Origin of the sequence: Streptomyces lacaronensis, from assembly GCF_047337785.1 — a bacterium.
Classification (GTDB): domain Bacteria; phylum Actinomycetota; class Actinomycetes; order Streptomycetales; family Streptomycetaceae; genus Streptomyces; species Streptomyces lycopersici.
On sequence record NZ_JBLHDK010000003.1, the window covers coordinates 638528 to 664405 of the forward strand.

At 68.6% G+C, this 25878-nt stretch carries 26 protein-coding genes and 5 pseudogenes; 15 read left to right on the forward strand and 16 right to left on the reverse strand.

The window, feature by feature from the left end:
* Positions 1-14: 14 nt before the first annotated feature.
* From ACMTAK_RS03965 to ACMTAK_RS03985, 5 genes and pseudogenes are all read right to left on the reverse strand, one after another.
* Positions 15-980, reverse strand: a pseudogene (locus tag ACMTAK_RS03965) (transposase).
* A 189-nt stretch (positions 981-1169) separates the two neighbouring features.
* Positions 1170-1661 carry a hypothetical protein gene (locus ACMTAK_RS03970; RefSeq protein WP_413804837.1) on the reverse strand — a complete coding sequence of 164 codons (492 nt, stop codon included), beginning with the start codon at positions 1659-1661 and terminating at the stop codon, positions 1170-1172.
* Entirely contained in the window at positions 1651-2460 is an 810-nt protein-coding gene (istB, locus tag ACMTAK_RS03975) for an IS21-like element helper ATPase IstB (protein ID WP_413804838.1), read from the reverse strand. The genes ACMTAK_RS03970 and istB overlap by 11 nt, the downstream gene beginning before the upstream one ends.
* Positions 2457-3797, reverse strand: coding sequence for a Mu transposase domain-containing protein (locus tag ACMTAK_RS03980; RefSeq protein WP_413804839.1), 1341 nt, complete (start codon positions 3795-3797; stop codon positions 2457-2459). The genes istB and ACMTAK_RS03980 overlap by 4 nt, the downstream gene beginning before the upstream one ends.
* A 291-nt stretch (positions 3798-4088) precedes the next feature.
* The gene (locus tag ACMTAK_RS03985; RefSeq protein ID WP_413804840.1) at positions 4089-4538 is read right to left on the reverse strand and encodes a MerR family transcriptional regulator; all 450 of its coding nucleotides are present in this window, start codon (positions 4536-4538) and stop codon (positions 4089-4091) included.
* An 84-nt stretch (positions 4539-4622) separates the two neighbouring features.
* On the opposite strand from ACMTAK_RS03985, the gene ACMTAK_RS03990 reads away from it, so the two are divergent.
* The 6 genes and pseudogenes from ACMTAK_RS03990 to ACMTAK_RS04015 all read left to right on the forward strand — a co-directional run bounded on the left by ACMTAK_RS03990 (position 4623) and on the right by ACMTAK_RS04015 (position 10972).
* Positions 4623-5564, forward strand: coding sequence for an alpha/beta hydrolase fold domain-containing protein (locus tag ACMTAK_RS03990; RefSeq protein WP_413804841.1), 942 nt, complete (start codon positions 4623-4625; stop codon positions 5562-5564).
* A gap of 23 nt (positions 5565-5587) precedes the next feature.
* A complete protein-coding gene (locus ACMTAK_RS03995) occupies positions 5588-5995 on the forward strand; it encodes an ester cyclase (RefSeq protein ID WP_413804842.1) in 408 nt (135 codons plus the stop codon).
* 226 nt (positions 5996-6221) lie between these two features.
* A pseudogene (locus ACMTAK_RS04000) lies at positions 6222-7204 on the forward strand (IS5 family transposase).
* 815 nt (positions 7205-8019) lie between these two features.
* Complete coding sequence (locus ACMTAK_RS04005; RefSeq protein ID WP_413804843.1) at positions 8020-9429, forward strand: amidase; 1410 nt, start codon at positions 8020-8022, stop codon at positions 9427-9429.
* A 53-nt stretch (positions 9430-9482) separates the two neighbouring features.
* On the forward strand, positions 9483-9701 hold the full coding sequence (locus ACMTAK_RS04010) for a hypothetical protein (RefSeq protein WP_413804844.1): 219 nt from the start codon (positions 9483-9485) through the stop codon (positions 9699-9701).
* Positions 9702-9979: 278 nt separating this feature from the next.
* Positions 9980-10972, forward strand: a complete 993-nt coding sequence (locus ACMTAK_RS04015; protein WP_413804845.1) for a nuclear transport factor 2 family protein — start codon at positions 9980-9982, stop codon at positions 10970-10972.
* Between the two features lie 543 nt (positions 10973-11515).
* On the opposite strand, the gene ACMTAK_RS04020 is transcribed toward ACMTAK_RS04015, so the two are convergent.
* Positions 11516-12253, reverse strand: a complete 738-nt coding sequence (locus ACMTAK_RS04020) for a DJ-1/PfpI family protein (RefSeq protein WP_413804846.1) — start codon at positions 12251-12253, stop codon at positions 11516-11518.
* A gap of 98 nt (positions 12254-12351) precedes the next feature.
* Between ACMTAK_RS04020 and ACMTAK_RS04025 the strand changes: the two genes are divergently transcribed.
* The gene (locus tag ACMTAK_RS04025) at positions 12352-13284 is read left to right on the forward strand and encodes a GlxA family transcriptional regulator (RefSeq protein WP_413804847.1); all 933 of its coding nucleotides are present in this window, start codon (positions 12352-12354) and stop codon (positions 13282-13284) included.
* 279 nt (positions 13285-13563) lie between these two features.
* Positions 13564-13992 (forward strand): MarR family winged helix-turn-helix transcriptional regulator, encoded by a 429-nt coding sequence (locus tag ACMTAK_RS04030; RefSeq protein WP_413804848.1) that lies wholly within the window; start codon positions 13564-13566, stop codon positions 13990-13992.
* Positions 13993-14651: 659 nt separating this feature from the next.
* On the opposite strand, the gene ACMTAK_RS04035 is transcribed toward ACMTAK_RS04030, so the two are convergent.
* Positions 14652-15173, reverse strand: coding sequence for a MarR family winged helix-turn-helix transcriptional regulator (locus tag ACMTAK_RS04035; RefSeq protein ID WP_413804849.1), 522 nt, complete (start codon positions 15171-15173; stop codon positions 14652-14654).
* Positions 15174-15258: 85 nt separating this feature from the next.
* Between ACMTAK_RS04035 and ACMTAK_RS04040 the strand changes: the two genes are divergently transcribed.
* Both ACMTAK_RS04040 and ACMTAK_RS04045 read left to right on the forward strand, forming a co-directional pair.
* Complete coding sequence (locus ACMTAK_RS04040; protein ID WP_413812789.1) at positions 15259-15927, forward strand: NAD(P)-dependent oxidoreductase; 669 nt, start codon at positions 15259-15261, stop codon at positions 15925-15927.
* The gene (locus tag ACMTAK_RS04045) at positions 15924-16790 is read left to right on the forward strand and encodes an SDR family NAD(P)-dependent oxidoreductase (protein WP_413804850.1); all 867 of its coding nucleotides are present in this window, start codon (positions 15924-15926) and stop codon (positions 16788-16790) included. The genes ACMTAK_RS04040 and ACMTAK_RS04045 overlap by 4 nt, the downstream gene beginning before the upstream one ends.
* A gap of 432 nt (positions 16791-17222) precedes the next feature.
* On the opposite strand, the gene ACMTAK_RS04050 is transcribed toward ACMTAK_RS04045, so the two are convergent.
* Positions 17223-17696, reverse strand: a complete 474-nt coding sequence (locus tag ACMTAK_RS04050; RefSeq protein WP_413812790.1) for a transposase — start codon at positions 17694-17696, stop codon at positions 17223-17225.
* On the opposite strand from ACMTAK_RS04050, the pseudogene ACMTAK_RS04055 reads away from it, so the two are divergent.
* A pseudogene (locus tag ACMTAK_RS04055) lies at positions 17589-17810 on the forward strand (hypothetical protein); the annotation flags it as partial. The gene ACMTAK_RS04050 and the pseudogene ACMTAK_RS04055 sit on opposite strands and share 108 nt — an antisense overlap.
* Positions 17811-17899: 89 nt before the next feature.
* A pseudogene (locus ACMTAK_RS04060) lies at positions 17900-18187 on the forward strand (hypothetical protein); the annotation flags it as partial.
* Here ACMTAK_RS04060 and ACMTAK_RS04065 read toward each other — a convergent pair.
* The 4 genes from ACMTAK_RS04065 to ACMTAK_RS04080 are packed head-to-tail and all read right to left on the reverse strand — an operon-like array spanning position 18148 to position 20868.
* Positions 18148-18825: a response regulator gene (locus tag ACMTAK_RS04065; protein WP_413804851.1), complete on the reverse strand. Its 678-nt coding sequence runs from the start codon at positions 18823-18825 to the stop codon at positions 18148-18150. The pseudogene ACMTAK_RS04060 and the gene ACMTAK_RS04065 sit on opposite strands and share 40 nt — an antisense overlap.
* Entirely contained in the window at positions 18822-19718 is an 897-nt protein-coding gene (locus ACMTAK_RS04070) for a sensor histidine kinase (RefSeq protein ID WP_413804852.1), read from the reverse strand. The genes ACMTAK_RS04065 and ACMTAK_RS04070 overlap by 4 nt, the downstream gene beginning before the upstream one ends.
* On the reverse strand, positions 19712-20113 hold the full coding sequence (locus ACMTAK_RS04075) for a DUF7134 domain-containing protein (RefSeq protein ID WP_413804853.1): 402 nt from the start codon (positions 20111-20113) through the stop codon (positions 19712-19714). Before ACMTAK_RS04075 ends, ACMTAK_RS04070 begins: the two co-directional genes overlap by 7 nt.
* 20 nt (positions 20114-20133) lie before the next feature.
* Complete coding sequence (locus ACMTAK_RS04080) at positions 20134-20868, reverse strand: hypothetical protein (protein ID WP_413804854.1); 735 nt, start codon at positions 20866-20868, stop codon at positions 20134-20136.
* A gap of 131 nt (positions 20869-20999) precedes the next feature.
* Here ACMTAK_RS04080 and ACMTAK_RS04085 point away from each other — a divergent pair.
* Positions 21000-21119 (forward strand): annotated as a pseudogene (locus ACMTAK_RS04085) (alcohol dehydrogenase catalytic domain-containing protein); the annotation flags it as partial.
* A gap of 58 nt (positions 21120-21177) precedes the next feature.
* Here ACMTAK_RS04085 and ACMTAK_RS04090 read toward each other — a convergent pair.
* The 4 genes from ACMTAK_RS04090 to ACMTAK_RS04105 form a co-directional block, all read right to left on the reverse strand.
* Positions 21178-21615: a glutaredoxin domain-containing protein gene (locus tag ACMTAK_RS04090; protein WP_413804855.1), complete on the reverse strand. Its 438-nt coding sequence runs from the start codon at positions 21613-21615 to the stop codon at positions 21178-21180.
* Between the two features lie 99 nt (positions 21616-21714).
* Positions 21715-22278 (reverse strand): MFS transporter, encoded by a 564-nt coding sequence (locus ACMTAK_RS04095; RefSeq protein ID WP_413804856.1) that lies wholly within the window; start codon positions 22276-22278, stop codon positions 21715-21717.
* A gap of 92 nt (positions 22279-22370) precedes the next feature.
* Positions 22371-22613, reverse strand: coding sequence for a hypothetical protein (locus ACMTAK_RS04100; RefSeq protein ID WP_413813273.1), 243 nt, complete (start codon positions 22611-22613; stop codon positions 22371-22373).
* Positions 22573-23238, reverse strand: coding sequence for a GntR family transcriptional regulator (locus ACMTAK_RS04105; protein ID WP_262697916.1), 666 nt, complete (start codon positions 23236-23238; stop codon positions 22573-22575). Before ACMTAK_RS04105 ends, ACMTAK_RS04100 begins: the two co-directional genes overlap by 41 nt.
* A gap of 96 nt (positions 23239-23334) precedes the next feature.
* On the opposite strand from ACMTAK_RS04105, the gene glyA reads away from it, so the two are divergent.
* Both glyA and ACMTAK_RS04115 read left to right on the forward strand, forming a co-directional pair.
* Complete coding sequence (gene glyA, locus ACMTAK_RS04110; protein ID WP_413804857.1) at positions 23335-24651, forward strand: serine hydroxymethyltransferase; 1317 nt, start codon at positions 23335-23337, stop codon at positions 24649-24651.
* A complete protein-coding gene (locus tag ACMTAK_RS04115) occupies positions 24648-25868 on the forward strand; it encodes a sarcosine oxidase subunit beta family protein (RefSeq protein WP_413804858.1) in 1221 nt (406 codons plus the stop codon). Before glyA ends, ACMTAK_RS04115 begins: the two co-directional genes overlap by 4 nt.
* Positions 25869-25878: the final 10 nt, after the last annotated feature.

Genomic DNA, 25878 nt, shown 5'->3' on the forward strand with positions numbered 1-25878 from the left:
GAGGAATCGGCTGGTCAGCCAGGGTCGGGCAGTTGGGTGAGCCGGTCGAGGGCTGCAATGATGTGACCGGTCCAGGGCCAGTGCCGGGCCAGGCGGAGGATTCGCCGACGGCCGGTGGTCACGAGCTGTCCGGCCGCGGTGAACAGGCGGAGCCGCAGTCGGCGGGGCTCCCAGAGTCTGGCCTTGCCGGTCCGGCCGAGCATCGGCATCCAGGCCAGCAGGTCGAGAGCGATCTGCACGATCTCCAGCCAGATGCGGTTCTGGGCGGTGCGGTGCAGGGGCAGGTTGCGCAGGCCGGTGGCCCGGGCGGCGCGGATGCGGTCCTCGGCCCGGCCCGCAGCCGGTGACGGAGCTCGAGCTCGGCGATCGGCCGGCCCGAGGTGTTCGTGGCGAAACAGGTCAGTCGCATGCCGTCTGCATCCGTGAGCCGCAACTGGGCCCCGGGGTGCGGTCGTTCCTTCCTGACGATCAGCCGCATGCCCATGGGCCAGCCGTCCAGGACGTCGCCGGTGAGTTCAGCGACCCAAGCGCCGTCGCGGATCTCGCCGTCCGCCTCGACGGCCGCCGTCCAGGCCGATGCCGGAACCTTCAGCACATGCTGGTGTATCGCCTCGGTGATCACCATGCTGACCGAGTAGGACAGGCACCGAGTGCGCGATCACCAGCACCCCGTCGAGGTCCACGGTCACCGTCCCGCCCGCATCAGGCGCTTCCCGGTCGGCCAACCGCCAGATATTGTTGGCGGACTTCAGCGGCAGTCCCCGCCCAGCGCGACCGCCAGGGCCACGTCCAGCAGGATATTGCCCGGATCATGCACCGCCCGCGGACGTCGCCACGGTGCCAGCGCCGTCGATATCCCCCCGGTCCAGTCCAGCCTTGCGGACCGTCTTGGCCAGCAGCACGACCCCTGCCTGGGACACCACAGTCTGGCTACCGCCCTCGACGCGAACGCGGGGATAGGACCCGATACGCTTATTCACCTGGGAAGTGCCTCCGACGGTGATGAGGATCTCTGAAATCAGCCAATGCCGCTCTTCCCTCCATTCCGTTGCGTCGTGAAGCGTGTGGGGAGGGTGGGGAGCGAAGAGCATGTGTGAGGGCCCCGACGACCGAAGGTCGTCGGGGCCTGTTGATCAGTGAGGGTTAGATGGCGTCGGTGCCTGGCCTGGTCACGGGGTCCGCCGCAGTGGGGTGATGTCGGGGACGCGGTTGGTGATCGATGGCCGGGCCGCTTCCGGGGTGGCCAGCAGGGCCACGATGGTGATGGGCTGGTCGCAGTGCGGGCAGTTCCGGACGGCGGTCGGGGTCAGGGCCTCTTCCGAGCGAGGAGGACTGCTGGTGGCTGCTGGAGTCGGTCGTGCTTGTTGCTCGCCAAGACGGATGGCTCTCTGCTCGTCGCGTTCTTGGTTGCGCTGTCTCTCCGCGTCGCGTCGGCAGTTGGGCGAGCAGTAGATCTGCCGCAGGCGGGGGTTGGCGGTGAAGATGCCCTGGCAGACCGGGCAGGTGTGGGCTGCCGGGGGTGCGGGTGGGAGTCGATGGGCTGCGGATTTGCAGCGGGGAGAGCAGTAGATCTGGCGGGGGTGCGGGATGAACTCCCCCTGGCAGCTGGGGCAGTTGGCTGGCTGGGGGGCGATTGGGGCGGTCTCAGCGTCAGGAGACACGGGCGTTCACTCCCTGGCGGATGGCGTCGGCCTGGCTCTGGTGGCTGCGGAGCCGGTAGGAGGGTCCGTCGATGCCTGCCACCGCTGCTCGGTGCAGGAGCCGGTCGAGCATCGCGGCTGCGACTGTGGCATCGCCGAAGGCGCCGGCCCAGTCGGCGATGCCGACGTTGGTGGTCAGGATCGTGCTCGACTTCAAATACCTCTGGTTGATCACCTGGAACAGGGCAGAGGCACCGTCCTCGGGCAGCGGAAGATACCCGAGCTCGTCGATGATCAAAAGTTTGGGGCCTGCGAAGAAGCGCATGCAGGTCTTCCAACGTCCTTCGAGGGCGGCTTTGTGGCACTTGGCTGCGAGTTCGGCGGCGGTGGTGAAGTAGACGCGATGCCCGGCGTCGACCGCGGCCCGGCCGAGTGCCACGGACAGCATGGTTTTGCCCACCCCCGGTGGGCCGACGAACAGGACGTTGGAGGCGTCGTCCAGGAACCGCAGGGTGGCCAGATCGCGGATGAGTTTCTCGTCGACTCCCGGCTGGGCGGCGAAGTCGAAGTCGTTCAGGGTCCAGGGTTCCGGCAAGCAGGCGAACCGCAGCCGGGCGGCGAGTCGACGGGCCTCGGTGGCCTCGACCTCGATCTCCAGCAGCCGTTCCAGCGCGGCAGTCAGCGACATCCGTTCGGCGCGGGCCTGGTCCAACACTCGGTTGAGTGCCTCGGCGGCGTCATTGAGTTTGAGGTAGGACAGGTGACCTCGCAGCTGCTGGAAGCGGCGTGCTTCGCTCATCTGCATCGGCGACGTACTCACTCCGTGTTCTCCTCCTCCGGTGAGGGAACGCTCCGCAGCCGGTCGGCCACGGCGGCATAGTGGGACAGGTCGATCACGACCCGTTCGGCCGGATCGCCAGCGACGTCTCGCTGTCCGCGCAGTCGCTCGGCCTCGGCCAGCGCGGCCTCGGACAGCGGTCTGCGGACCTTGTTCTTGCACGGGGCCCGGTCCGAGAAGGAGGCCAGCACTTCGCGTTCCAGCGCGATGACGTGGCCGGCATCCCGCACGGTCTGGCCTGCTCCGCGCGGTGCCCGGCGGTGGCGGGCGAGCACAGCACGTCCGGCGGTGGCGATGTCGAGGTAGTCCTCGCCGAGCCGGTGCAGGACTCTGACCTGGGACCCGGCCAGTCCTGGTGGGACGGAGTACAGATTTCCCTCGAAGGACACCAGACACTGCGGGCTGACCGTCCGCTCCGCCTCCAGCTCAGCGGGAAACGGACGGACTGGAACATCCAACAACGGTTCCGCTGCCGCGAGTTCACCGACAGTAACCTTGATGCCGTCTACCGTCCGGCGGCGGTCATCCATCCGGACGGCGAGTTTGTCGATGCCGGACTGTGCCTGGAGAACGCTCAGCGCGTCAGGGACCGTGCGCCACCAGCGTTGAGCGGCTGAGTGGTTGGCTTTCTCGACGACGCCTTTGCGGTTACCACGACGGGGCGGGCAGATGTCTACTCCGACGCCGTAATACTTCGCGACTGCGGCGAAGGAGGCGGTGACCTGCCCGCTGGACGGGTAGCAGACCGTCGCTATCCGGTCGAAACGCCACCGTCTCGCGGTCCCGCCCAGTTTTCGCACTACCTGGTCGAGGGCCTGGACCAGGTGCGGGAAGTCCTCGGATTCCGCCAGCACTGCCCGCCAGCGGCCGGAGTGCGCGAGCGCCCCGACCATCAGATGAGCATGCTCACCCACTCCCGACATCTCCGGCGGGCCCGGTAGCTCAAGCCAGTCGAACTGGATCTCCCCACCGGGTGGATGTGCGATCACCGCGACGTTCCGACCGGTCGCGGCATGACACGGCTCGCAGTGAGGGCGGACCTGATAGCGGCGAAGCGCGCGGGTGAATGTCGAGTACCCGCCTTCATAGCCCAGGCTCTTGACCTCGTCGAACAAGGTTGAAGCCCACAGATGCGGATCGTCCGCCAGCCGCTGCCGGCAGTACTCCAGGAACGGCACGAAGGCATCCGGGCTCTGACGGCGCTGACCGGGAACCTGCTCGCCATTGAGATAGGCACGGATCGTTTTGCGATCACGGCCCAGATGCCGCGCGATCGCCGAGATCGTCCAACCCTGACGACGCAGTGCGTGGGCGTCCATGTCTTCCTCCCGCGTGAGCATTCAGGCCCCCGAACAGGCCGAACTCGTAGCTCACACAGGCTCTCCTCGAACAGAACGTCCCATCCCGACACGCCGAGCGAGATCACACGATGGGTGGGGAGATCAAAAGAGCAGGTTTGGAACCACCTCAGAGCACCGGGTGGCCGTTTTCAAAGAGCGTCATCAACCCGGCAGGAACAAGGATCTCGACAATCCTCATTCTTGCTGGGCAGAGGCACTTTTCGCATACCTGACCACCCGTCGGACAGCCCGCTTCACGACAGCGCGTGGCTAGTTGTCACGGTTCGCCATAGCTTCCAAGGCGAGGCAGGTCGGTGTCTGGCCGGTCCACAATGTGCCTGCGGTGCCTGCCTCGACGTGCTCGGCGTACAGGCGGCTTTTGGCCGCGATCACCGCGAGGTTCTCCGTCATCTGGGCCAGTTCGGCCCGCACGCGAGTCTCATGGGTGCGCAGGAGATCAAGGCGTTGCTGTTCGTTGCCCGGACCTGCGGCGACCAGTTCGGCGTAGCGCCGGATGTCGTTCAGCGGCATGCCGCAGGCGCGGAAGCGGTTGCAGAGCTGGAGCCATTCGACGTCGAAGGCGGAGTAGCGGCGCCGCCCACCGCTGCTGCGTGCCACCGAGCCCAGCAGCAGTCCCTGTTTCTCGTAGTAGCGCAGGGTGTGGATTCCCAGCCCGGTGCGCTCGCTGACCTCGCCGATCGTGAGGCTGTCATCGCTCACGCTCGTTCCTTTCCTTGACCTAGACCAAGGTCTAGATCATAGCGTCATCGACGTACCTCGAAGAACGACCCTGGAGCATGCACGATGTCTCTTTCTCTCGACCCCGAGCTGGCCGCCGCTTTCGCCGCCAGTGCCGGTGACACTCCGGCCGAGCCGCTCAAGCCCGGTGACTGGAAGACCTGGCGGGACAGCGTTGCCACTGTTTACCCGGTCCTGACCGCCGGCCTGGACCGGCCCGAGGTCGGGCACCAGGCGTTCACCGCGGCAACCCGGGACGGCGCGCACATCGACCTGCACTGGTTCACCCCACCCGGCGTCACCGGCCCGACCGCGGCCGTCGTCCACGCCCACGGCGGCGCCTTGGTCGCCGGCGAGGTGGCGCACTTCGCACCGTTCATCGCGCAGTACGTCGCTGCCGCGGGTGTGCCGTTCCTGTCGGTGGAGTACCGGCTGGCCCCGGAGGTGACCGGCTCGACCCTCACCGACGATGTGTACACGGGGCTGACCTGGCTGATCGAGCGCGCTGATGAGCTGGGCGTGGACGCGGCCCGGATCGCGGTGATGGGCGAGAGTGCCGGCGCCACCCTGGCGGCGACCACGGCGATCCGCGCCCGCCAGGACGGCATCGGTTTGGCCCGGCAGATCCTCATCTACCCCATGCTCGACAACAGCGACACCCCGCTCGCCCCGCACCTGCACGCCTTCTCCGCCGACCTGCACACCCTCAAGAACACCGCCTGGCAGCTCGTACTCGGCGACGCCCACGCCGCCGACGCGCCCGCGACGGTCGTCCCCGCCCGTCTGGAGGACCACTCCGGCCTGCCCCCGGCCTACCTCGAGGTCGGCGAACTCGACGCCTTCCGGGATGAGACCGTCGCCTACGCCCAGCGCCTGTGGTCCGCCGGGGTCAGTGCCGAACTGCATGTCCTGCCCGGCCTGAGCCACGGCTGGGACCACTTCGCGCCCGGCATCTCCGTGCACGCCGCGGTCCACGCCCGCCGCGTCACCCTCCTGAAGTCCCTCTGAACAACTACCGGTAAGGAAAGACCATGAGCACCCAGGACCTGCGCAGGCTCTACCTCGACTACATCGAGGCCATCAACGCCCGTGAGTTCCACCGGATGGCCGAGTTCGCCCACGACAACCTCGTGTTCAACGGTGAGTCGGTGTCTCGGGACGACTACGTCGCCACGATGCAGCAGCACATGGACGCCGTGGACAATTTCGTCTGGCGCCTTGACGACCTTGTCATTGAGGGTGACCGGGTGGCCGCCCGGCTCACCGACACCGGCACTCCGGTCAAGCCGTGGCTGGGTCTGGAGCCCACCGGCCGGAGTGTCACCTTCACCGAGTACGCCTTCTACCACTTCCGCGATGGGCGCTTCGAGGACATGTGGTACCTGCTCGATGCCCAGACCATCCAGCAGCAGCTGACCGCCCCGCAGGAAGAAGTCTGACCCACTGGCTCTCCGTGGCCTCCGGACCGGTCCGGACGGTTTCGACCAGCAGCACCGCCCCGGTCTGCCAGACCATTTTGCCACCGCCCTCTGCGCAGACCGGGTACAACCCGATACGGCTGTTCCTCTGGAAAGTGCTTCTTCCCGTGCAGCCAACAGGACCCTAGGGACTGTCTCCGGTTGTGATCAAGCCCCGGGGTGGGGGCCGGTCCGATAAGACTGTGCTGTGACGCGTGCGCAACTCACCGACCTTGAGTGGGAGTTCATCGAGCCGTTCCTGCCGGTCGGCAGGTTCGGCCCGTACCCCGAGCGGCTGCGTGAGCAGTTCGAGGGGGTGATCTGGCGGTTCCGCACCGGCAGCCAGTGGAGAGAGATGCCCGAGCGGTTCGGCGCCTGGCAGACCGTCTACAACCGCTTCATGCGATGGCGGGACGCGGGCGTCTTCCAGACCCTGCTGGACGAAGCGATCGCCGAGGCCGCCCGCAGGGACGAGATCGACATGTCCCTGGTCAGCGTGGACTCCACCACCACGCGGGCCCATCACGACGCCGCCGGCATGCGGGTCAGCGAACAGACTCTGGCCGCACTCGAGGAGGCAGCCTCACAAAAGGGGGAGCATCGCAGGGACAAGGCGGGCAGGACGGCGAAAGCGATCCGGTCCGGGCCGAACGCCGGCGCATCCGCTTACGACGGCGGGCCCGGCTGAAGGCCGCCCTGCTCGGACGGTCGCGCGGCGGGCTGACCAGCAAGATCCACCTGGCTGCCGACCGGCGGTGCCGGCCGATGGCGCTCCTTCTGACCGCCGGACAGGCCGCCGACAGCCCGCAGTTCATCCCGGTTCTGAGCAAGGTACGGGTCCGTCTGCCGGTCGGCCGTCCCCGCACCCGGCCGGCTGCCGTGGCCGGTGATAAGGCCTACTCCTCCCGCGCCAACCGAGCCCATCTGCGCAAACGCCGCATCAAGGCAGTCATCCCGGAGAAGAGGGACCAGGCCGCCAACCGCAGGAAGAAAGGCAGCCGGGGCGGCAGGCCCGTCACCCACAATGCCGATCTCTACCGCGACCGCAACACGGTCGAGCGGGCCATCAACAGGATGAAGGACTGGCGAGGCATCGCGACCCGCTACGACAAGACGCCCGAGAGCTACCTCGCCGGACTCCATCTCCGCGCAGCGACCATCTGGATCAGCAGCATCCTGAAAGCCCAATGATCACAACTGGAGACAGTCCCTAGTAGAGTCCTATCGTTGCAGTTCAGGAGCACTCTCTGCTTTTTTAACCGGAAGACGCTCGCGGAGATACGGCAACGGCGGGAAACGGCCGGTGCCACGGACGTGGACGGGTTCACTCCCGCCAAGCCGTGACAGGACGGAGAACAACGGCAGACCGCAGACGGCCCCGCCGAGCGGCCGACGTGGCGACGTCAACCGGCGCTCCAGGCCGGCTTGGGTCCGTGTCCGGTCCGAGCTGCGCCAGCACGACTTCTCGGTGCCGAGGCCAGTGCATACCGGGGTGCCCGGCGGAGTGTGGGTAACGGCGTTGCCGACAAGGTTGGAGGTGATCTGGCGGCGTCCGGTCTCGGCATCGAGGACGCGAGCGCCGCCCCGGCGGTCCGCCGCCGAGGCGGCCCGGTGAGGGTGACGGGGCGGTGCGGGTCGAGGGCGGGCGGCTGAACCTCACCATGCGGGTCACCGGCCTCATCGATCAGGAGACGCATCACTCTGGAAACGTGCCAGGTGAGAGGCTCCAGCAGGGGGTCGGCGAAGCAGCGGGCGACCGCCTCCGGTGAAGCCTACGAACGCGTCGCGGAAGTCATCCTCACCCTTCCGCAGGGAACGGCGTAGCATGATCCGCCGCTACATCGGCGAAACCGCCATGCCGACGACCAGCACCTACGCAGCGTCGTCGACAGGCACCTGGCAGTTGTCCGGTGCTTGGGCAGGTGGCGTGCGTCAAAGGCGGACGTTGCTGCTGCGAGATCGTTGAGTGCCGTGATTTCGGCGTGGTATGGCGGAAGGGTTCATCGATGGCCGAGGACGAGATCTTTTACCGGGACGCGACCGCGTTGGCGGAGCTGATCGGTGAACGACAGGTGTCCGCGGTGGAGGTGGTGCGGGCACATCTGGATCGTATAGAGGCGGTCAACCCGAAAGTCAACGCCGTGATGGCCGTGCTCGCCGAGCAGGGAATCGCCGCCGCGCGTGCCGCGGATGAGGCTGTGGCGGCCGGTGAAGCGGTGGGGCCGTTGCACGGTGTGCCCTTTACCGTCAAGGACGCGCTGAATGTGGCGGGAGCGGTGACCACACGCGGTTCGGCACTGTTCCGGGACCATGTTCCCGCGGCGGACGCGACCGCCGTGGCCCGCCTGCGGGCGGCCGGAGGGATTCCGCTGGCCAAGACGAACCTGCCGGAGTTCTCCTACTGGACCGAGACCGACAACCTGCTCGTCGGCCAATCCCGCAATCCCTGGGACGGCGAGCGCACTCCGGGCGGTTCCAGCGGCGGTGAGTCGGCCGCGATCGCCGCCGGGATGTCGCCGCTGGGGCTGGGCAGCGATGTCGCCATTTCGGTGCGCGGACCAGCCCATGACACGGGCATCGTTGCCCTGAAAGCGACTCGGGGGCGGATACCGATCACCGGGCACTGGCCCGCGGTTCCCCGTCGCTACTGGCATGTCGGCCCGATGGCCCGCAGTGTGCGGGACATCGCGACCGCGTTCGCGCTGCTCTCCGGGCCCGATGGCATCGACGGGCACGTACGGCACTCACCGACATCCATGGACGGACCGGGCGACGTGGCCGGGTTGCGCGTGGGCTGGGCGAGCGACCCCGCGTTCGGCCCGGTGGACCGCGAGGTGACGGCCACCGTTATCGCCGCCGCCGACGCGTTGCGGGAACTGGGCTGCGTGGTCGAGCCCGCCCCACCGGCCGGGCTGGAGGCGGTCGACGCAACCGCGTTGAGCGCGGTGCTTTACGCCGCCGAGGTGGTGCCGTACTTCCGCGAGGCGGCTGCCGGCCGGGAGTCCGCTGTGCATCCCGTCGTCCAGCGGACGCTCGCCGCACCGGAGGTCACGCTGGCCGACTATGTCGCCGCACAGCAGCAGGTCGACAGGCTCAGCTCACTGTTCGCCGCGTACTTCGAGCGCTACGACGCACTGCTGTGCCCGGTGTGCCCGATCCCCGCCCCACCGCATGCCCAGCCGACGTTCTCCATCGGAGACGCCACCGTCCCGGCGCGCGGCATCATGCGGGCGACCGTTCCGTTCAACCTCACCGGTCTGCCGGCCCTGGCATTGCCCTTCGGGACCTCCACCGACAACCTGCCGATCGGTGTTCAACTCGTCTCCCGCTGGTTCGACGAGACAACCATCCTGCGCCTGGCCGCCGCTCTGGAGACGGTCAGCCCTGTCCGGCACCATCGCCCTGGGCTGGTCTGACACCGCGACAGGGCATCGCTGGTCAGAAGTGGTCCGCGAGACGTCAGCAGGTGATGGCACAGGTCGGGCGAAGAAACGCTCCGTGGCCGGAACCCGACCGCGCGATCCTGCTGACGGTGCTGGCCGCCAACGTGCTCACCACCGCCCGCTACGCCGTCGGCCGCGGCCCGAGCCTGCACCCAGCACCGGGCGGCATTCCCTCGCCGCGTACGCCCAGTGGCGTGGCGGCGATGTGCGAGACCACCCATCAGGCAAGCTTTAAGCCTGTCTGATACTGTGGTGACTGAGTTCGCGGTAGGCCGACAGCAACGATGCTGGGCGGATCACCCAGGTAACGGCCTGCCACCACGACGAACAGCGTCTCGCCATAAGCGCGAGGGGTGGAGAGACGGTGCGACCGGACCGGCCATCGCCCCCGCGGGCGCCAGGTCATCCGAGTCCGACCAACATGTGCCCCACCCCGCAATAAGACCAACTGAGGAAGTCAATGAATAGTTTGAGTTCACGTGACCTGGGACTGTCTCAGCCGAGCACCCTGGCTGATGACGCCATGTCGTACGCCGCCGAGCATTTGCCTGGTCATCTGATGGGCCACAGCGCCCGTAGCTTCATGTTCACGCGTCCTACCGCTATGGCTCAGGGTCTCGAGCCGGGGCGGGATTATGACGAGGAACTGGTGTTCCTGATCTGCTTGTTACACGATCTGGGACTCAGTGAGGCAGGTAACGGCGAGCAGCGGTTCGAGGTTGACGGCGCGGACATGGCAAGCGCGTTCCTGCTCGATGCCGGAGTCGACAAGGAACGCGCCGAACGGGTGTGGGCCGGGATCGCGTTGCACACCTCTGATGGCATCGCCACCAGGTCCTCTCCCGAGGCTGGGGTCGCCCAGGTGGGCATCGCGACCGACGTCGCCGGCCTCGCCCGCGAGGCCCTTCCTGAGGACCTCATCGCCGATGCGCTCGCTGCGTGGCCACGCCATGACCTTGGATACGCGATCGCCGAGGACATCGCGGCCCAGATCGCGGAGACACCAGGGAAGGCGTCGCCGATTAACTTCCCCGGCCATGTGGCCACGATCTGCAGGCCGCCCGGCCAGGGCCCCACTTGGTACGACATGGTGGCCGGCTCGGAATGGGGCGACCGTCCACCGTACCGGCGGCCGGGGGCACCGGCGGCCGCCGAGACACCTGATCAACTCGCCCGGCTGTTCCTCGAGCGTTTCCAGGCAGGGGACGTCGACGGGCTGATCGCCCTCTATGAACCCAGCGGAATCCTCGGCCGCCTGGGCGACGATCCGGCCACTGGTCACGAGGCGATCCGGGCCGAACTGCGGAGACTGATCGACGACAAGGTCGCCATCGACCTCTCCATCCGTTCGGTAAGGGAAACGGGAGGGCTGGCATTGGTGTCCCACACCGCCACGATCACTCGGCGCGATGGTGCAGCCACCGTGGTGGACACCACCGAAGTCACCCGCCGTCAGGCCGATGGCCGCTGGCTCTACGCCATCGACGATCCCTTCTTCGCACGCCTGCCTGCCTGACACCACGCGGATGCGGTCGGTTCGGGAAACGTCACCTTCGGACGTCCTGACCCGTGGGCTCCCCTGGTTCTTCCAGTCCGAGCGCCTGCAAACGCCACCCCGGCTGCCGGCCTTTCCGGGGCCGGCCGACAGGTCCTGGTGGCACGTTCCCGTAAGCGGCTCGAGGCGGTGGCCCCGCCGACGGGGCCGTTGCCGACGCACCTTGTGGCGCTGGCCAGTGGCGCCCTGAACGCCGAAGAACTGATTACACATCGCTTCCCGCTGACGCGGTCAACAGGGCCATCACGGCGGTCCAGGACCGTCAGGAACCCAACTGGATGGCCGTGGTGCCCCGTCCTCTTCAATTCGGCTGCTCAACGCCGATGGGTCAAAGCGAAATCTGGGTCAAGCAGAGCGATGTGGCTGGAGCCCACAGCGGAGGCCAGGCCGTAGGCTCCAGCTCTTTCGCCTCGAAGATTCGGGCTATCGGCATGACACGTCCAACGCCGCCCGAACTACCAGGCGAAGCGTGCCCTCATGTCGACTCGTCTTATCCCCACCTCCTCAAGATGATTTCGTGGTGCCCGAGCCCACCGCCGTCCGCTGCTCCAGTACACGGGACACGGCGTGTTGAAGATCCTCGTCGATCTTTATGGCGAACTCATTGAACAGCGCCACCGCTTCGGGTCCCGCGCCCTGGGGGGAGCCTGCGTCGAAAGGTGGCTCGGGGGCGTATTCCATGGCCAGCTGTGCACATTTCGCGAACTTTTCTCCGAGGGCGTGCGCAGTGACCGTGAGGCCGAAGTCGATGCCCGCAGTCACGCCGCCGCCGGAGAACCTGTTCCGGTCAATGCACACGCGCTCCGTCGACACTTCGACGCCCAGCCGTGCCAGATGGTCACGGGTGGACCAGTGCGTTGCCGCGCGATAGCCGTCGAGCAGCCCGGCCGCCGCGAGGACGAGCGATCCGGTGCAGACCGAGGTGACATACGAGGCCGTCGCACCGCGGTCGGCCAGAAACGCGATGGCCGCACTGTCGAGCATCACCTCGTCCACGGACCCTCCGGGCACGAACAGGATGTCCAGTCGGGCAGGGCAGTCGTCGAATGTGACGGTCGGCGTGATGGTCACTCCGGTGTCGGAGACAACCGGTTCACGTGTGCCGGATATCAGGTGGACCTTCATGCCCGCGCCCGAGAAGGCCGTGTGCGGACCGATGAAATCCAGTGTGGTGTGGCCGTTGAAAAGAAGCATACCGACTTCCAACGTCCGTTCGGTTTCAGCGTTATTCTCTTCGCTCATACCGACTACGCTAGTTGTCGAAATAGTTGTGATCGAGTGGCAGGTCCGACAGGAAGCGCTATTTTTCTGCCATGCAGTCCTCTACGCTTACCGCCGGCGTGCCCCACACCATTGCTCTTCTGGTTTTGGAGGGTGTAGTGGCCTTCGACCTGGGAGTCCCACTGCTGGTGTTCGGCGCCTTGCCCGATAACTACCGCATCGTCCTCTGCGCACCCGAGCCGGGGACCGTGTCCAGTTCCGATGGATTCTCACTGGGCGTCAGCCGTGGACTCGACACTCTGGCGCAGGCCGACACTCTCGTCGTCCCAGGCTATGACATGGACAGGCCCGTCCCGGCCGCGGCGCTGGAGGCGTTGCGCGAGGCCCATGTTGACGGGGCGCGCATCGTGTCCATTTGCACTGGTGTCTTCGCTCTTGCTGAGGCCGGCCTGCTCGACGGGCTGACCGCCACTACACACTGGCGGGCGGTGGACCGCCTCGCCCGGCACCACCCCGCCGTACTCATCGATCCGGATGTTCTCTACATCGACCACGGCCAGGTTCTCACCTCCGCCGGCGCCTCCGCGGGGCTCGACCTGTGCCTGCACATCATCCGCCGTGACCACGGCGCGGCCGCCGCCAACGCCGCGGCTCGACTCGCGGTCGCGGCGCCACACCGTACTGGTGGTCAGAGCCAGTACATCAAGCGGTCCATACCTCACACGTCCGGGCAGTCACTCGCCCGGACCCGGGAGTGGGCACTGGCTCACCTCGGCGAACCACTGCCGGTCCGCCGACTGGCGAAACACGCGGCCTTGTCGGAGCGCACCTTCGCCCGACGCTTCGTGGAAGAAGTCGGGGTATCTCCAGCGCAATGGCTGCTGACCGCTCGCATCGACCTCGCCAAACAGCTTCTCGAATCCGGTGACCACAGCATCGACGAGGTCGCCCGGCGCGTCGGCCTTGGCACCGCCGCCAACCTCCGCGCCCGCTTCCACAAAGCCACCGGCACCAGCCCAACCGCCTACCGCCAGACCTTCACCCGCCACTGAGACACGACCGCCAACGGCCCGGCATGACTATGGGGTCGCCAGCTGTGACGTCGCCCCAGGCACGGGCTCATGCTTCCCTCATCACAAGCCCTCTCCACAAGGGCGCCGTATCTGTCCGTAGTCGACTTCGGCTTCATGACCAGACTGGAACGGCAGGTGATCGCCTGCCGTTCCAGTCTGGTCATGAGAGGGTGTCCTCCCTGGATATCAGGGTCGACATAGCAAGGGTGCGCCATGCCTACCGCAAACGAAGAGGGTACCTCCGCATACAAGCCGGCTATGACCGGTTCGCTGGCCTTGTTGCTGGTCGGTGCCGGACGTGCCGCTCAGCGCCGCATCGAGGATGCCTTGGCGGCCGATGGGCTGACGTTGCGTCACCTTGGTGCGCTGGGTCACCTGTCCCGGCGTCCGGACCTGTCGTACAGCGATCTCGCCCGCAGGGCAGGCGTCACCGCGCAGAGTATGCATGCCACCGTCCGTCAGCTTCAGGAGCTCGGTGTGGTCGCCGGAGTGCGGACCGGGCAGGGACAGCGAGCGCGCCTGGAGGTCACCTCCCAGGGTCGTGAACTGCTGACCGGTGTTGCCGAGAGGCTACGCGGAATCGACGAGGAACTGCTGGAGGGCCTGCCGGAGGAGCACAGAGAGCACGTCAAGGCATTCCTCGCCGGGCTGGCTCCGGGCGCGACCGAGATCGGTGACGGGATGTAGCACCACCCGACATTCAGGCAGCCTTTGCTGACCAGCCCGGCAGGCCTACTCACCCTCTATCATGCGCTCCGCATTCGCCGCGGTGGTGCCGTGGTGGACCGCTGAGTCACGGATCGGTGCCCGCCGCGGGCACGGGCCCGCACAGGCCGACGGGCACCGTGAGCTCAGGCACGACCACGGCACGCACACCGGGCCCACGGGGCACGCCCTCGGGTATCAGGACCACTCCGATGGCTTGCAGGACGAAGGGTCTATACCGATTCCCGGCGTTGCGGACCGGGCTGTCGTGCCACCTTGCTGCGCCTGCTGTCGGTGTTCGAGGGCGCCGTATTCACGATGGGCCCTCCAAGCAGTGCCGGGCGCATCCGCGATGTCGCAGATGTCGGTGGTGTGAAACACGTCGTCGCGACGCCAGGCGGGCAGGGGCCCGATCACCGGGCCGCGTCGTCCGGGTAGGCCGCCCGGAACGGCCGTGGTCGGCGGCGCCTCAACTCCGGCGGGCTGCTCGTCGCGCGCGCCACCGCGGTCGGTGCCGACACGCGACGCACAAGACACCGGCGATCAAGCTATGGCAGCCACGGCCGATACCCGCCGGCCCCGATCTCCTGGTCTGATCAGAACGCAGCAGATCTTTACGCAGCACAGCGGGGGCTGGACGTTCATCGCGGCGTCGGTGCGGGGCTCGCGCCGCTGGGTCCTTCGCCGAAACAGGTCGGCGGGACGGGTGAGGCAGGAAGCGGCAGAGCCTTGCTGGCCAGGCGCAACAACTGCATGCGCTCGCGCAGTGAGAGGTTCGCCAGCGGGGTCTGGTGAGTGATGATTTCAACAAGCCGGGCCCGGGCCCGGCTGCCGTCTGCGGTGAGATGCACGGTGCGGCTGCGCTTATCCCGGTGCCCAGGTTTGCGCTCGACTAGACCAGCACGCTCCAGCTTCCCGATGAGGAACGTGACCGTCGACGGGTCACAATACAGCTTGCCCGCCAGCTTCCCCATAGTCAGGGGCTCACCCGCCGGATCGATATGCCACAGGAGGTTGGCAAGCGCCTCGGTCAGCTCCAACTCCTGGAGGGCCTGGTTGACCGCGCCAAAGGTCGCCGCCGAGATGGCCAACACTCGGTCGACGAGGGCATATGTCAGCTCCTCCGGCGTCCGACGGGCCTCCTCACGAGGGTGCTGAGACATTGCGGTCACCTCTCCGGTTGCTTGGACTCTCCAAATTTGACATACCACTGGAGGCAGGACAACTTGGTTGGAGAATCCAAGCAAAATGGAGGTGCGGAAATTGCGACTGCTCGTCGTCGGAGCCAACGGGGGCCTGGGACGCCAAGTCGTCAGTCACGCTCTGAAACGCGGACATCGAGTGACAGCACTGGTCCGCCGGGCTGAAGCCATGGACACTGCAGAAGGCCTGAGCATCGTGGAAGGTGCGGCTGGTGACCACCTGCCATCCGTTTCCCACGCCGTACAGGGGCAGGAGGCGGTGATTTGCGCTCTGGGCAACCCGCTTTGGCTTGCGGGCCACAGAGGCCCGGCCGTCATGGCGCGCTCTGCGTCCAACTTGGTGACCGCCATGCACCTCCACGATGTACAGCGCATCGTAGTGCCCCTGGCCTGGGGTAGCGGCGAGTCGCGGTATGCAACCTCTCGGCCACTGCGTGTGCTCACCCGACTGCTGATCCGCCGGGACTACCAGGATTTCGATACGGCGGAGCAGATACTGGCCGCCTCGGGGTTGGACTACACCGTCGTCTATTTCGGTGCTCTCACCGACCAAGCAGCCACCACCGCATGGCAGGCCACGGGAGAACTGAGATCCCCAAGCCCGATGGCCGTCAGCCGCGCCGATCTCGCCCAGTGCCTCGTCGATGTGGCCGAAGGGCCTGGCTGTGCCACACATCTTGCTGTCAGCGGGGGGCGGACGGGGGGCGCGGCATGAACTTGAACGGCAAGACCGTGGTCCTGACAGGCGCCAGCTCCGGAGTGGGCGCGCAGGCAGCTCGCCGCTTGCGGGCACAAGGAGCCCTCGTGTACCTCGTGGGACGGGACGAACAGCGCACCCAACAGATGGGCGAAGCCTTGGACGCCCCCTGGTACACGGCGGACTTTGAGAGCCTGGCGGATGTGCGCCGCCTGGCCGAGCAGATCACACGCGCCACACACCACATCGACGTGCTGGCCGCCAACGCCGGCGCGGTCATGCCGAACCGGCGCACTGCGGCCGGCATCGACGCCACCTTCCAGGTGAACGTGGTCAGCCCGTGGCTGCTGATGACTCTGCTCGCCGACCATCTGCGGGGTGGCCGCGTCCTGGCGACCAACTCACGCTCCCACAAGAACGCCGCCATCGGACTGCACTCACTCAACGATATGGCCCGCAGCCGACAAGGGCTGTCCGGACACCGCGCGTATGCCCGCTCCAAGCTGGCAGCCGGAATCCTGCTGCGCGAATACGGTCACCGCTACCTCGCCGTGGACGTCGGCGACTTCCATCCCGGCATCATTGCCTCCGACTTCGGTCGCTACATGGGCAAAAGTGGCGCCGTCATGAAGGTGCTGGCCCGTCCCTTCATCGACTCTCCCGACCAAGGCGCCGCCCGCCTGGTACACCTCGCCTCCAGCGATCGCCCCCTGGCAGGCGCCTACCACACCCACACGCGGCCCTCGAAGGGGTCACCCCAGCTGTACTCACGCGACCTCGGCGCCGCGCTGTGGGAGCTCGCCACCGACCTCACCGGCTCTCGTCACCCTTCCCCCAGCACTGAAGGTACGCGCCATGACGAACAATCAGCGAATGAATAGCAGCTCCTCCGAGCCAGATGACGGCTGTGGCCACGTCACGAGCATTCTCTGGTCCAGGTAGGCCATCGCGCCGAGCACGAACGTCTGGAGCTGCACCTGCGCGTTCGGTCGGGAGGAAAGCGCCTTTTCGTAGGTGATGGGAAGGCATGGCCCAAGGCGGGGACGTTCGCCGAAACCTTCCACTCCCACCAGGCTCCCTGGAAGGTCTGATGACGGTCGGGACGCAGCCGCCAGGTCGTCGCCAGCGAGGTCTACGGACCGGTGCTGCCGACCGTGCGCCTGACTCGCCCCGCAAGGCGCGTGCTCACGCCGCCGCAGCACGGGTAGGTGTACGGCTTCCTGATCCCGACGCGCTGTGAGGGTCGGCCGGCACCTCGCGGCCCCCCGTTATCTCCTTCGCGGTCCTGCAAAAGGACCGCTGGCCTCTGTGTGTCAAGCGGCCGTAGTGAGAGCCGTGTGGTGGTCGCGTTTGAGGGTGCGGTAGACCACGTTTGACAGGCGTCGTTTGAGGGCCCGTCGTGCCTCCGCCGGCGTTTTGCCCTCGGCGATCTTCCGCAGGTAGTACTCCTGTCCGCGGCCGCCGTCGCGGATCTGGCAGACGGCGATGATGTGCAGTACCGAGTTCAGGGCTCGGTTGCCTCCGGTGTTGAGGCGGTGGCGGGTGTTCTTCCCGCTGGAGGCATCCACGGGCGCCGTGCCTGTGTAGCTGGCGAAGTGGTGCTCGCGCAGCTGGGCCTCGTTGTCACGGACCTGCCGGTCGATGCGTCGTAGGTCGGCGAGGAGGTCGCGGGCAAGGTCGCGGCGGCAGCCACCGCCCGAGAGCGGCTGGCGCGCCGGGAACTCGGCTCGGAGCTCGAGCAGGAACTGGAAGCCAGTGCCCGCAAGGCACGGCTGCTGGGCCAGCAGGCCACCGCCGAGACCGTACGGGTGGCGACGGACGGGCGTGCCGTCGTTGATATCGCGCGCGAGGTGGTGACCGCCACTGGCTGGGCCGAGCACCACTCAGCGAGCAGCCCCTGACAGTTCCTCGCCGCGAGCGGACATGTCGATACGGTCGGCGTTCCGGTCCCGAGAGCTGCACGCTCTGCCTGCCGTACGCGAGCTCCGACGATGCGGAAGTCGCGACAGCCGGTACCCGATTGGTGGACGTCAACCTGGATCCGCCGTTCCCGAGTGCGCCTGGCATCGCCCTGTGCCGGGCCGCCGGCCGCGTTGTCACCGGGCTCGATGGTGCCCGGATAGGCGAGGCGGGTCGTGGGCTTGTGGTCGCCGCCGACGACGAGACCCACGGGCCGCTGATGTCGATGACGCGCAGCCGAAGCCGGCGCTGTGACCGCATGGGTTTCGCCGGTGCTGGTCAGCAGCCGCTGGTCGCCGTGATGAGCCCTGATTCGTAGGCGCTGATGACCAGTTGCGCACGATCGCGCGCTTCCAGCTTGCTCAGCAGCCGGCCGATGTGCGTCTTGACGGTGCCGTGGCTGAGGTGGAGGTATTCGGCGATGTCGGTGTTGGAGAGGCCGCGGGCCACCAGCAGCAGGACTTCTCGCTCGCGGTCCGTGAGGTTCTCCAGCGAAGAGACGGGCGCCGGGCACGCGTGGGGAAGACGGGCGAACGCGGCGATCAGGCGCCGGGTCACCGAGGGGGCCAGGAGGGACTCCCCCGCGGCGACGGTGCGGATACCGGCCAGCAGGATCTCGGGCGAGGTGTCCTTCAGCAGGAACCCCGCTGCCCCGGCCCGCAGCGCGCCGTACACGTACTCATCGAGGTCGAAGGTGGTGAGGATGAGGATGCGTGTCTGTGCTGTCCCGGGCGACCGGGCTATGTGCCGCGTTGCCTCGATCCCGTCCATGCCGGGCATCCGGATGTCCATGAGCACCACATCCGGGCGCAGCCGCCTGGTGCTCTCGACGGCTTCCGTGCCGGTTCCGGCTTCGCCCACCGTGGTCAGTCCGGGCGCGGTGTCGATGAGCACGCGGAAGCTGCCCCGGAGCAGGGACTGGTCGTCGGCGACGAGTACCCGGATCGGTTCTGTCACGCGGTCGGCTCCCTTCGGTCGGATGCGGTCCCGGGCGCGGGTTCGGCCGGGAGGCGGGCCGATACCGCGAACCCGCCGCCGGGCCGCGGCCCGGCCTGAAGTGTCCCCTCGTACATCATCACCCGTTCCCGCATCCCCACCAGTCCGTGACCGCCCCTGAGGTCTGCCCGGCCGGACACGGGCGCCCTCCCCGCCCCGTCGTCGACCACCTCGATGTGCACCTGGCCGCGCGCGTCCGCGGTGACGGTGACCTCGCAGTGCGTTCCGTCGCCGGTGTGCTTGACGACGTTGGTCAGCGCCTCCTGGACGATGCGGTAGACGGTCAGTGCCGTCCCCGCGGGCAGGTCGGCCGCCAGCCGGGTACGGAGCCTGGCGCGGATGCCCGCCCGCTCGGCGCGCCGGACCAGGGCGGGCAGGTCGTCCAGTCCGGGTGGAGGTGCCATCTGCGCCGCGTCGGCACCTGGTGTGTGGGATCCGGTATCGGCACCTGAGGTGTGCGGTTCGGCGTCGGCACCCGGAGTGTGCGGTGTGGCGGTGTCACCGCGCAGCATGCCCAGGGCGCGCCGCATCTCGGTCAGCGCCTCCCGGCCGGTCCGCTCGATCGCGCCGATGGCGTCCCGTGTCTCCTCGGGGCGTTCCTCGGCCACGTGGTTGGCGACGGACGCCTTGACGACGATCACGCTGAGGCTGTGCGAGACGATGTCGTGCAACTCCCGGGCGATACGCAGGCGTTCCTCGGCCAGCGCCTCCTCGGCCAGGCGCCGCCCGCGCCGCGCCGCCCGGGCCCGCCGCCGGCGTACGGCACGGCCCGCACCCCAGGCGGCACCGGCCACCAGCCACACCAGCGCCGCGGTTCCGAGCGCTTCCGGCCATGGGCCGGACGGGGTCAGCACCGCCTCTCCCGTGATGACCCGGCCGCCGAGACGGCCAGGGTCAGTGCCAGCGCCACCACGGCCCGGCGGGGCGGTACCAGGAGCGCCACCGCGTAGAGGGCCAGGGCGGTGGCGAGGTAGGGGTCGCGGGTGATGTCGAGGAGCGTCGCCGCTGCCGTGGCACCCAGTACCACCGCGAGGGCGGGCAGGGGCCACAGGCGCCGGACGGCCAGCGGCGCTCCCACACCCGCCGCCACCAGCCAGCCCATCCACACCGGGCCGGAGAACCGGGGCAGTCCCTCGGACCCGCCCTGCCCGGCCAGTGCCACATACGCGGCCGTCACCACGCCCGCCACACAGGCGTCGACTGCCAGCAGATGTGGCCCGGTCCGCGGGCGCCACCGCACGATGCGCACCGCACGACAATACCGAGCGCTCATCCCGCCTGCCCGAAGCAGAACATCGCGGTGCCCACCGCACCCACCAGCACAAGCCTCCCGATGACCGTGGCCGCCCGCGGCGTTGGCCCTGTGCGCCATGCGGCCACGCCCAGCGGTACGAGCGCCACGCACAGCCCCGTGGCGGCCACGACCGACCACGCGGTCGTCCCCTTCAGCACCCCCAGTGGCATCACCGACACCAGGCCCAGGGCCACCGCGCGCCGGGGTCCGAGCACCCGTGCGCGGCAGGCGCCGACGGCCAGCAGGATCCAGCCGCCCATGATGGCGGCGTTCAGCGCGCTGAAGACGTGGAAAGCGCCATAGGTCTCGCTCACGGTCCGGGCCGCCGACGCCGCGCCCTGAGCAGTCACCAGCTGGAAGTCCGCGTGATCCACACCTGCGTGAAACGCCCGGGCGAACAGGCCCAGGACGGTGAGAACACCACCCCACACAGCCAGTTCCCGGCACCGCGCACCGATCCGGGCGGCCAGGAGCGCCACTCCCGGCCAGAGCAGCACCCACCCCGCCGCGACAAGGCTGTACGAGGCGGTCATGAGATGCGAATGGCGCTCGTAGGCGCTCAGCTGCGCGGGAAAGAAGAAGCTGAAGCGCACACGGAGCAGCACACCGGCAAGCACCAGCAAGGGCCCGACGACGAGGGATGCCGCGCCCACCCAGCGTCCCGGAAAGAGAGTCTGCGGCGCGGCGACTGACGGAGAGGTGACGGTCATGAGGCAACGATGTCGCCACCGCATACGCCACGTCGTCGGAGCACGGACCACACTTCCGGATCGGACCGTGGTCGTACCTCCCGCCGCGGAGTGCCGAACTGCCGGACCCGGTGGCCGATCCGGGCTGGGTCGTGGTGGACGTCGGGACCGCCGGGCTGTGCCACTCCGACGTCCATGTGCTGGACGGCCTGATCGAGCTCGTCTGCCGCCCGCCCTTCACTCTCGGCCACGACGTCGCGGGCACCGTCTCTTCATCCGCCAACCGATCGTGGAGGAGGTCCCCTTCGGGCCTCATCGAGTACCCCCCGGTCACGCGGAACGGGAGAGCTGTTCGCGTACCCATGCGGGGTCGGGGTTGGTGTGTGGCCGGCCTGCCACGACGACGGTCGGTACGGTCTCGTTGCCGTCGTTGGCCGCCCTCACCGCTGCCGCTCCAGCCGGGTCACGCCAGATGTTGACCCAGTGCGCCTGGCGGGCGCTGCGGCCCAGGCGGATGCGCAGACGGAGGCAGAACGCGCAGCCCGGGCGCCAGAAGACGACTGGGCGGCCGTCTGCCGCGCCGCGTCGTTGTGCCTCCGGTGCGCTGATCGACCTCGGGAAGATCAGGGGCGAGTTCACGACTGCGAGAGTTACGAACACCAGCAGGGGCGCTACGGCTGTGCCGGGGTTTCCGCTGGAGGTCAGGCCAGTGGCGAGGGCTGCGCCGCAGAACACGAGGACTATCGGCAGGATCCAAGCGCGCGTCATAGCGGCCAAGGTTATCGGCGTGCGGGCTCGGGCTCGGGCTCAGCGGGCTACAAGGTCATGGGAGCCGTATCGGGTCAGCCGCGTGGCCGGGCCCTGTGCTCAGCTCTTCCGGGGATGGTGCCGGCTCGTCCGGGGCGGTCTTCGGGCAGGTGACGAGCGGTCCGCCGGGAAGGGCGATGCCCGCCGCCACGAGGAGGGCAACCTGGTAGCCGGCGACCGCCGCGCCGGGGCGTGCGGCATCGGTGGGGCCGGTGCGCACGGCGGCGACGGCGCCGATGACGGTGCCGAGCCCCATGCGGTGACCGGCGACGGCGGTCGGGATGCCGTGGTGTGCGTGATCGCGAAGACGAGCAGGGAGAGACCGGTGACGGACAGCAGCGCACCGGGCAGGTCCAGTTCGCGGTGAGCCGTCACGGTACGGGCGGGCACGAGCCGGGGCGTGGCCACGACGGCCGTCAGGGCGACGGGAACGGACAGCAGGAAGACGTACCGCCATCCAAGGCCCTGGGTGACCGCACCGCCGATGACCGCTCCCCCGGCGGCGCCGAGACCGCCCGCCACGGCGACGGCGGCGAACATCCGGCCGCGCGCCGGGCCGTCGTCATCGATGACGCCGAGGTCGTGGTGCAGCTCAACGACTCGGGCGAACGCGATCCGCACCACCTGCTGAGCGTGATCGCCGAACAGCGCGTCACCTTCACGTACCTGGTGGCCTCCATGGTGGACGGGCCGGCTGGCCGGCCGGCCCGGCCGCCTCACAGCAGGCGTTGCGACCGGTGCTCGTCGACGATGGCGACGGCGTCCGGCCTGGTCCGCGCCCGCTCACGGAACATCTCCACGATGGTCGGGCGGATCCGGTCGGCCTCGGTGCCGTTGTCGACCCATCCGAGGATGTCGGCGAACAGTGTGCCGGGGGTGAGGTCGATGCCGTCGGGGCTCCGGACGTTCGGCCCCGTCTCAGATCGCGGCGCGAATCGCCCGTTCGAAGCCCTCGACATGGCTGTGGGCGAGCTGTGCCGCCTTGTCGGGGTCACCGGCGACGACCGCCTCGATCAACGGCCCGTGCTCTCCGACGTGACCGGCCATGTCGGACAGACGGTCGATGAACAGGCACCAGATGCGGGTCGCCAGATTGTCGTGGCGGACGAGCGTGTCCTCCAGGTACGGATTGTGCGTGGCGGCGTAGATCGCGCGGTGGACCTGGAGATCCAGGCGCATCAGCTCGGCGGCGTCGCGCTGAGGTGAATCCGCGCCCTCCAGCTCGCGCAGGGCGGCCGTCAGGGTCGCACGGTCCGCGGCCGTGGCGCGCCGCGCGGCCAGGGCGGCGGCCAGGGGCTCCAACTCCTGGCGCACCTCCGAGATATGGGCCAGGTCGGTGATGTTGACGTCGGTGGCGAAGGTGCCGCGCCGGGGGTAGGTCGTGATCAGGCGCTCGTACTGGAGCCGCTTGAGCGCCTCGCGCACCGGAGTGCGTCCGACGCCGAGGGACTGCGCCAGCTGGTCCTCGTTGATCGGCGCGCCCGGGCGGATCTCCAGCATGACGAGCCGGTCGCGGATGGCGCGATAGGCGCGCTCGGCGAGGGAGAGCTCCTCGCCCGCGGGTTCGGTCGCCACCTGCTGCATGAAATGCCCCCTTGACCTGTCTCGCGAGCTCTCATACCTTACCGCAGAGGCTGATATATCAGTTGCCCATTAGTTGGCTCTCAGGATGGTGCACAGATGGCAATCACTCCGTCGACCAGCACATTCGCCTCCCCACTCACCCTCCCGCTCAGCGAACTCGACCCGGACGTCGCCGCCGCGGTGGAGGCCGAGCTGCGCCGCCAGCAGTCCACCCTGGAGATGATCGCCTCCGAGAACTTCGCTCCGTCGGCGGTCATGGAGGCCCAGGGCTCGGTCCTGACCAACAAGTACGCCGAGGGCTACCCCGGCCGCCGCTACTACGGCGGCTGTGAGCACGTCGACGTGGTCGAGCAGATCGCCATCGACCGGGTCAAGGAGCTCTTCGGCGCCGAGGCCGCCAACGTCCAGCCGCACTCGGGCGCCCAGGCCAACGCGGCCGCGATGTTCGCCCTGCTCTCCCCCGGCGACACCATCCTCGGCCTGGACCTCGCGCACGGCGGCCATCTGACCCACGGCATGAAGATCAACTTCTCCGGCAAGCTCTACAACGTCGTGCCGTACCACGTGGACGAGTCCGATCTGCGCATCGACATGAACGAGGTCGAGCGGCTCGCGCTCGCACACCGGCCCAAGATGATCGTCGCGGGCTGGTCGGCCTACCCCCGCCGGCTGGACTTCGCCGCGTTCCGCCGGATCGCCGACGAGGTCGGCGCGTACCTGATGGTGGACATGGCGCACTTCGCCGGGCTGGTGGCCGCGGGCCTCCACCCCAGCCCGGTGCCGTACGCCGACGTCGTGACGACCACCACGCACAAGACCCTCGGCGGCCCGCGCGGCGGGGTGATCCTCAGCCGTGCCCACCTGGCCAAGAAGATCAACTCGGCGGTCTTCCCGGGTCAGCAGGGCGGCCCGCTGGAGCATGTCATCGCGGCGAAGGCGGTGGCCTTCAAGGTGGCGGCGGGCGAGGAGTTCAAGGAGCGCCAGCGGCGCACCCTGGACGGCGCCCGCATCCTCGCCGGGCGGCTGCTGGCCGACGATGTGGCCGAGGCCGGGATCACGGTGCTGACCGGCGGCACCGAGGTCCATCTGGTCCTCGTCGACCTGCGCAATTCCACGCTCGACGGGCAGCAGGCCGAGGACCGGCTGCACCGCATCGGCATCACGGTCAACCGCAACGCGGTGCCGTTCGACCCCCGCCCGCCGATGGTCTCCTCGGGGCTGCGGATCGGCACTCCGGCCCTGGCCACCCGCGGCTTCGGCGACGCCGAGTTCCGGGAGGTCGCCGACATCATCGCCCAGGCCCTGATGAACGAGCGGCTCGACGACGAGCGCGCGGGCCTGCTGCGCGACCGGGTCGAGAAGCTCGCCTCCGCCTTCCCCCTCTACCCCCGCCTGAACGGAGACGCGGCATGACCGCCCAGCCGCTGCCGGAGCACCCGGACTTCCTCTGGCGCAACCCCGAGCCGCGCTCCTCGTACGACGTCGTCATCGTCGGCGCGGGCGGCCACGGCCTGGCCACCGCCTACTACCTGGCCCAGAACCACGGCATCACCAACGTCGCCGTCCTGGAGAAGGGCTGGCTGGCGGGCGGCAACATGGCGCGCAACACCACGATCATCCGCTCCAACTACCTGTGGGACGAGAGCGCGGCGATCTACGAGCACGCGCTCAAGCTGTGGGAGGGGCTGCCCGAGGAGCTGGACTACGACTTCCTGTTCAGCCAGCGCGGCGTCCTCAACCTCGCACACACCCCGCAAGACGTCCGCGAGGGCGTGCGCCGGGTGGGCGCCAACCGCCTCAACGGCGTGGACGCCCAGTGGCTGGCGCCGGACGAGGTCGCCGAGGTCTGCCCCATCCTCAACGTCTCGCCCCGCACCCGCTATCCGGTCCTCGGCGCCACGTTCCAGCCGCGGGCCGGTATCGCCAAGCACGACCACGTCGCCTGGGCGCTGGCACGCCGGGCCGACGCCATGGGTGTGGACCTGATCCAGGGGTGCGAGGTCACCGGCTTCCTCAAGGACGGCGACCGGGTGGTGGGCGTCGAGACCAGCCGTGGCCGCATCCGCGCCGGCCGGGTCGGGCTCGCGGCCGCCGGGCACAGCAGTGTGCTGGCCGAGCTGGCCGGTTTCCGGCTGCCGGTGCAGTCCCATCCGCTCCAGGCGCTGGTCTCCGAACTGCACGAGCCGGTCCACCCGACCGTGGTCATGTCGAACCATGTGCACGTCTACGTCTCCCAGGCGCACAAGGGCGAACTCGTGCTGGGCGCGGGCGTCGACTCGTACAACGGCTACGGGCAGCGCGGCTCCTTCCACGTCATCGAGCAGCAGATGGCCGCCGCCGTCGAGCTGTTCCCCGTCTTCGCCCGCGCGCATGTGCTGCGGACCTGGGGCGGCATCGTCGACGTCACCCCGGACGCCTCCCCCGTCATCGGCACCACCCCCGTCGAGAACCTCTACGTCAACTGCGGCTGGGGCACCGGCGGGTTCAAGGCCACCCCGGCCGCCGGCTGGACCTTCGCGCACACCATCGCCACGGGCCGGCCGCATCCGCTGAACGCCCCCTTCGCCCTCGAACGCTTCGCGACGGGCGCGTTGATCGACGAACACGGCGCCGCGGCCGTGGCCCACTGACAACCGGCCG

Bases quoted from the DNA above. Each gene is read 5' to 3' on its own strand.
- ACMTAK_RS04105 (WP_262697916.1), bottom strand. From the start codon at position 23,238: ATGCAGCAGGTGGCGACCGAACCCGCGGGCGAGGAGCTCTCCCTCGCC.
- ACMTAK_RS04080 (WP_413804854.1), bottom strand. From the start codon at position 20,868: ATGACCGTCACCTCTCCGTCAGTCGCCGCGCCGCAGACTCTCTTTCCG.
- ACMTAK_RS03980 (WP_413804839.1), bottom strand. From the start codon at position 3,797: ATGGACGCCCACGCACTGCGTCGTCAGGGTTGGACGATCTCGGCGATC.
- ACMTAK_RS04005 (WP_413804843.1), top strand. From the start codon at position 8,020: ATGGCCGAGGACGAGATCTTTTACCGGGACGCGACCGCGTTGGCGGAG.
- glyA (WP_413804857.1), top strand. From the start codon at position 23,335: ATGGCAATCACTCCGTCGACCAGCACATTCGCCTCCCCACTCACCCTC.
- ACMTAK_RS04020 (WP_413804846.1), bottom strand. From the start codon at position 12,253: ATGAGCGAAGAGAATAACGCTGAAACCGAACGGACGTTGGAAGTCGGT.
- ACMTAK_RS04040 (WP_413812789.1), top strand. From the start codon at position 15,259: ATGGAGGTGCGGAAATTGCGACTGCTCGTCGTCGGAGCCAACGGGGGC.
- ACMTAK_RS04035 (WP_413804849.1), bottom strand. From the start codon at position 15,173: ATGTCTCAGCACCCTCGTGAGGAGGCCCGTCGGACGCCGGAGGAGCTG.
- ACMTAK_RS04045 (WP_413804850.1), top strand. From the start codon at position 15,924: ATGAACTTGAACGGCAAGACCGTGGTCCTGACAGGCGCCAGCTCCGGA.
- ACMTAK_RS04090 (WP_413804855.1), bottom strand. From the start codon at position 21,615: ATGACGCGCGCTTGGATCCTGCCGATAGTCCTCGTGTTCTGCGGCGCA.
- ACMTAK_RS04030 (WP_413804848.1), top strand. From the start codon at position 13,564: ATGACCGGTTCGCTGGCCTTGTTGCTGGTCGGTGCCGGACGTGCCGCT.
- ACMTAK_RS04010 (WP_413804844.1), top strand. From the start codon at position 9,483: ATGGCACAGGTCGGGCGAAGAAACGCTCCGTGGCCGGAACCCGACCGC.
- ACMTAK_RS04115 (WP_413804858.1), top strand. From the start codon at position 24,648: ATGACCGCCCAGCCGCTGCCGGAGCACCCGGACTTCCTCTGGCGCAAC.
- ACMTAK_RS03995 (WP_413804842.1), top strand. From the start codon at position 5,588: ATGAGCACCCAGGACCTGCGCAGGCTCTACCTCGACTACATCGAGGCC.
- ACMTAK_RS04015 (WP_413804845.1), top strand. From the start codon at position 9,980: ATGTCGTACGCCGCCGAGCATTTGCCTGGTCATCTGATGGGCCACAGC.
- ACMTAK_RS04100 (WP_413813273.1), bottom strand. From the start codon at position 22,613: ATGTCGAGGGCTTCGAACGGGCGATTCGCGCCGCGATCTGAGACGGGG.
- ACMTAK_RS03990 (WP_413804841.1), top strand. From the start codon at position 4,623: ATGTCTCTTTCTCTCGACCCCGAGCTGGCCGCCGCTTTCGCCGCCAGT.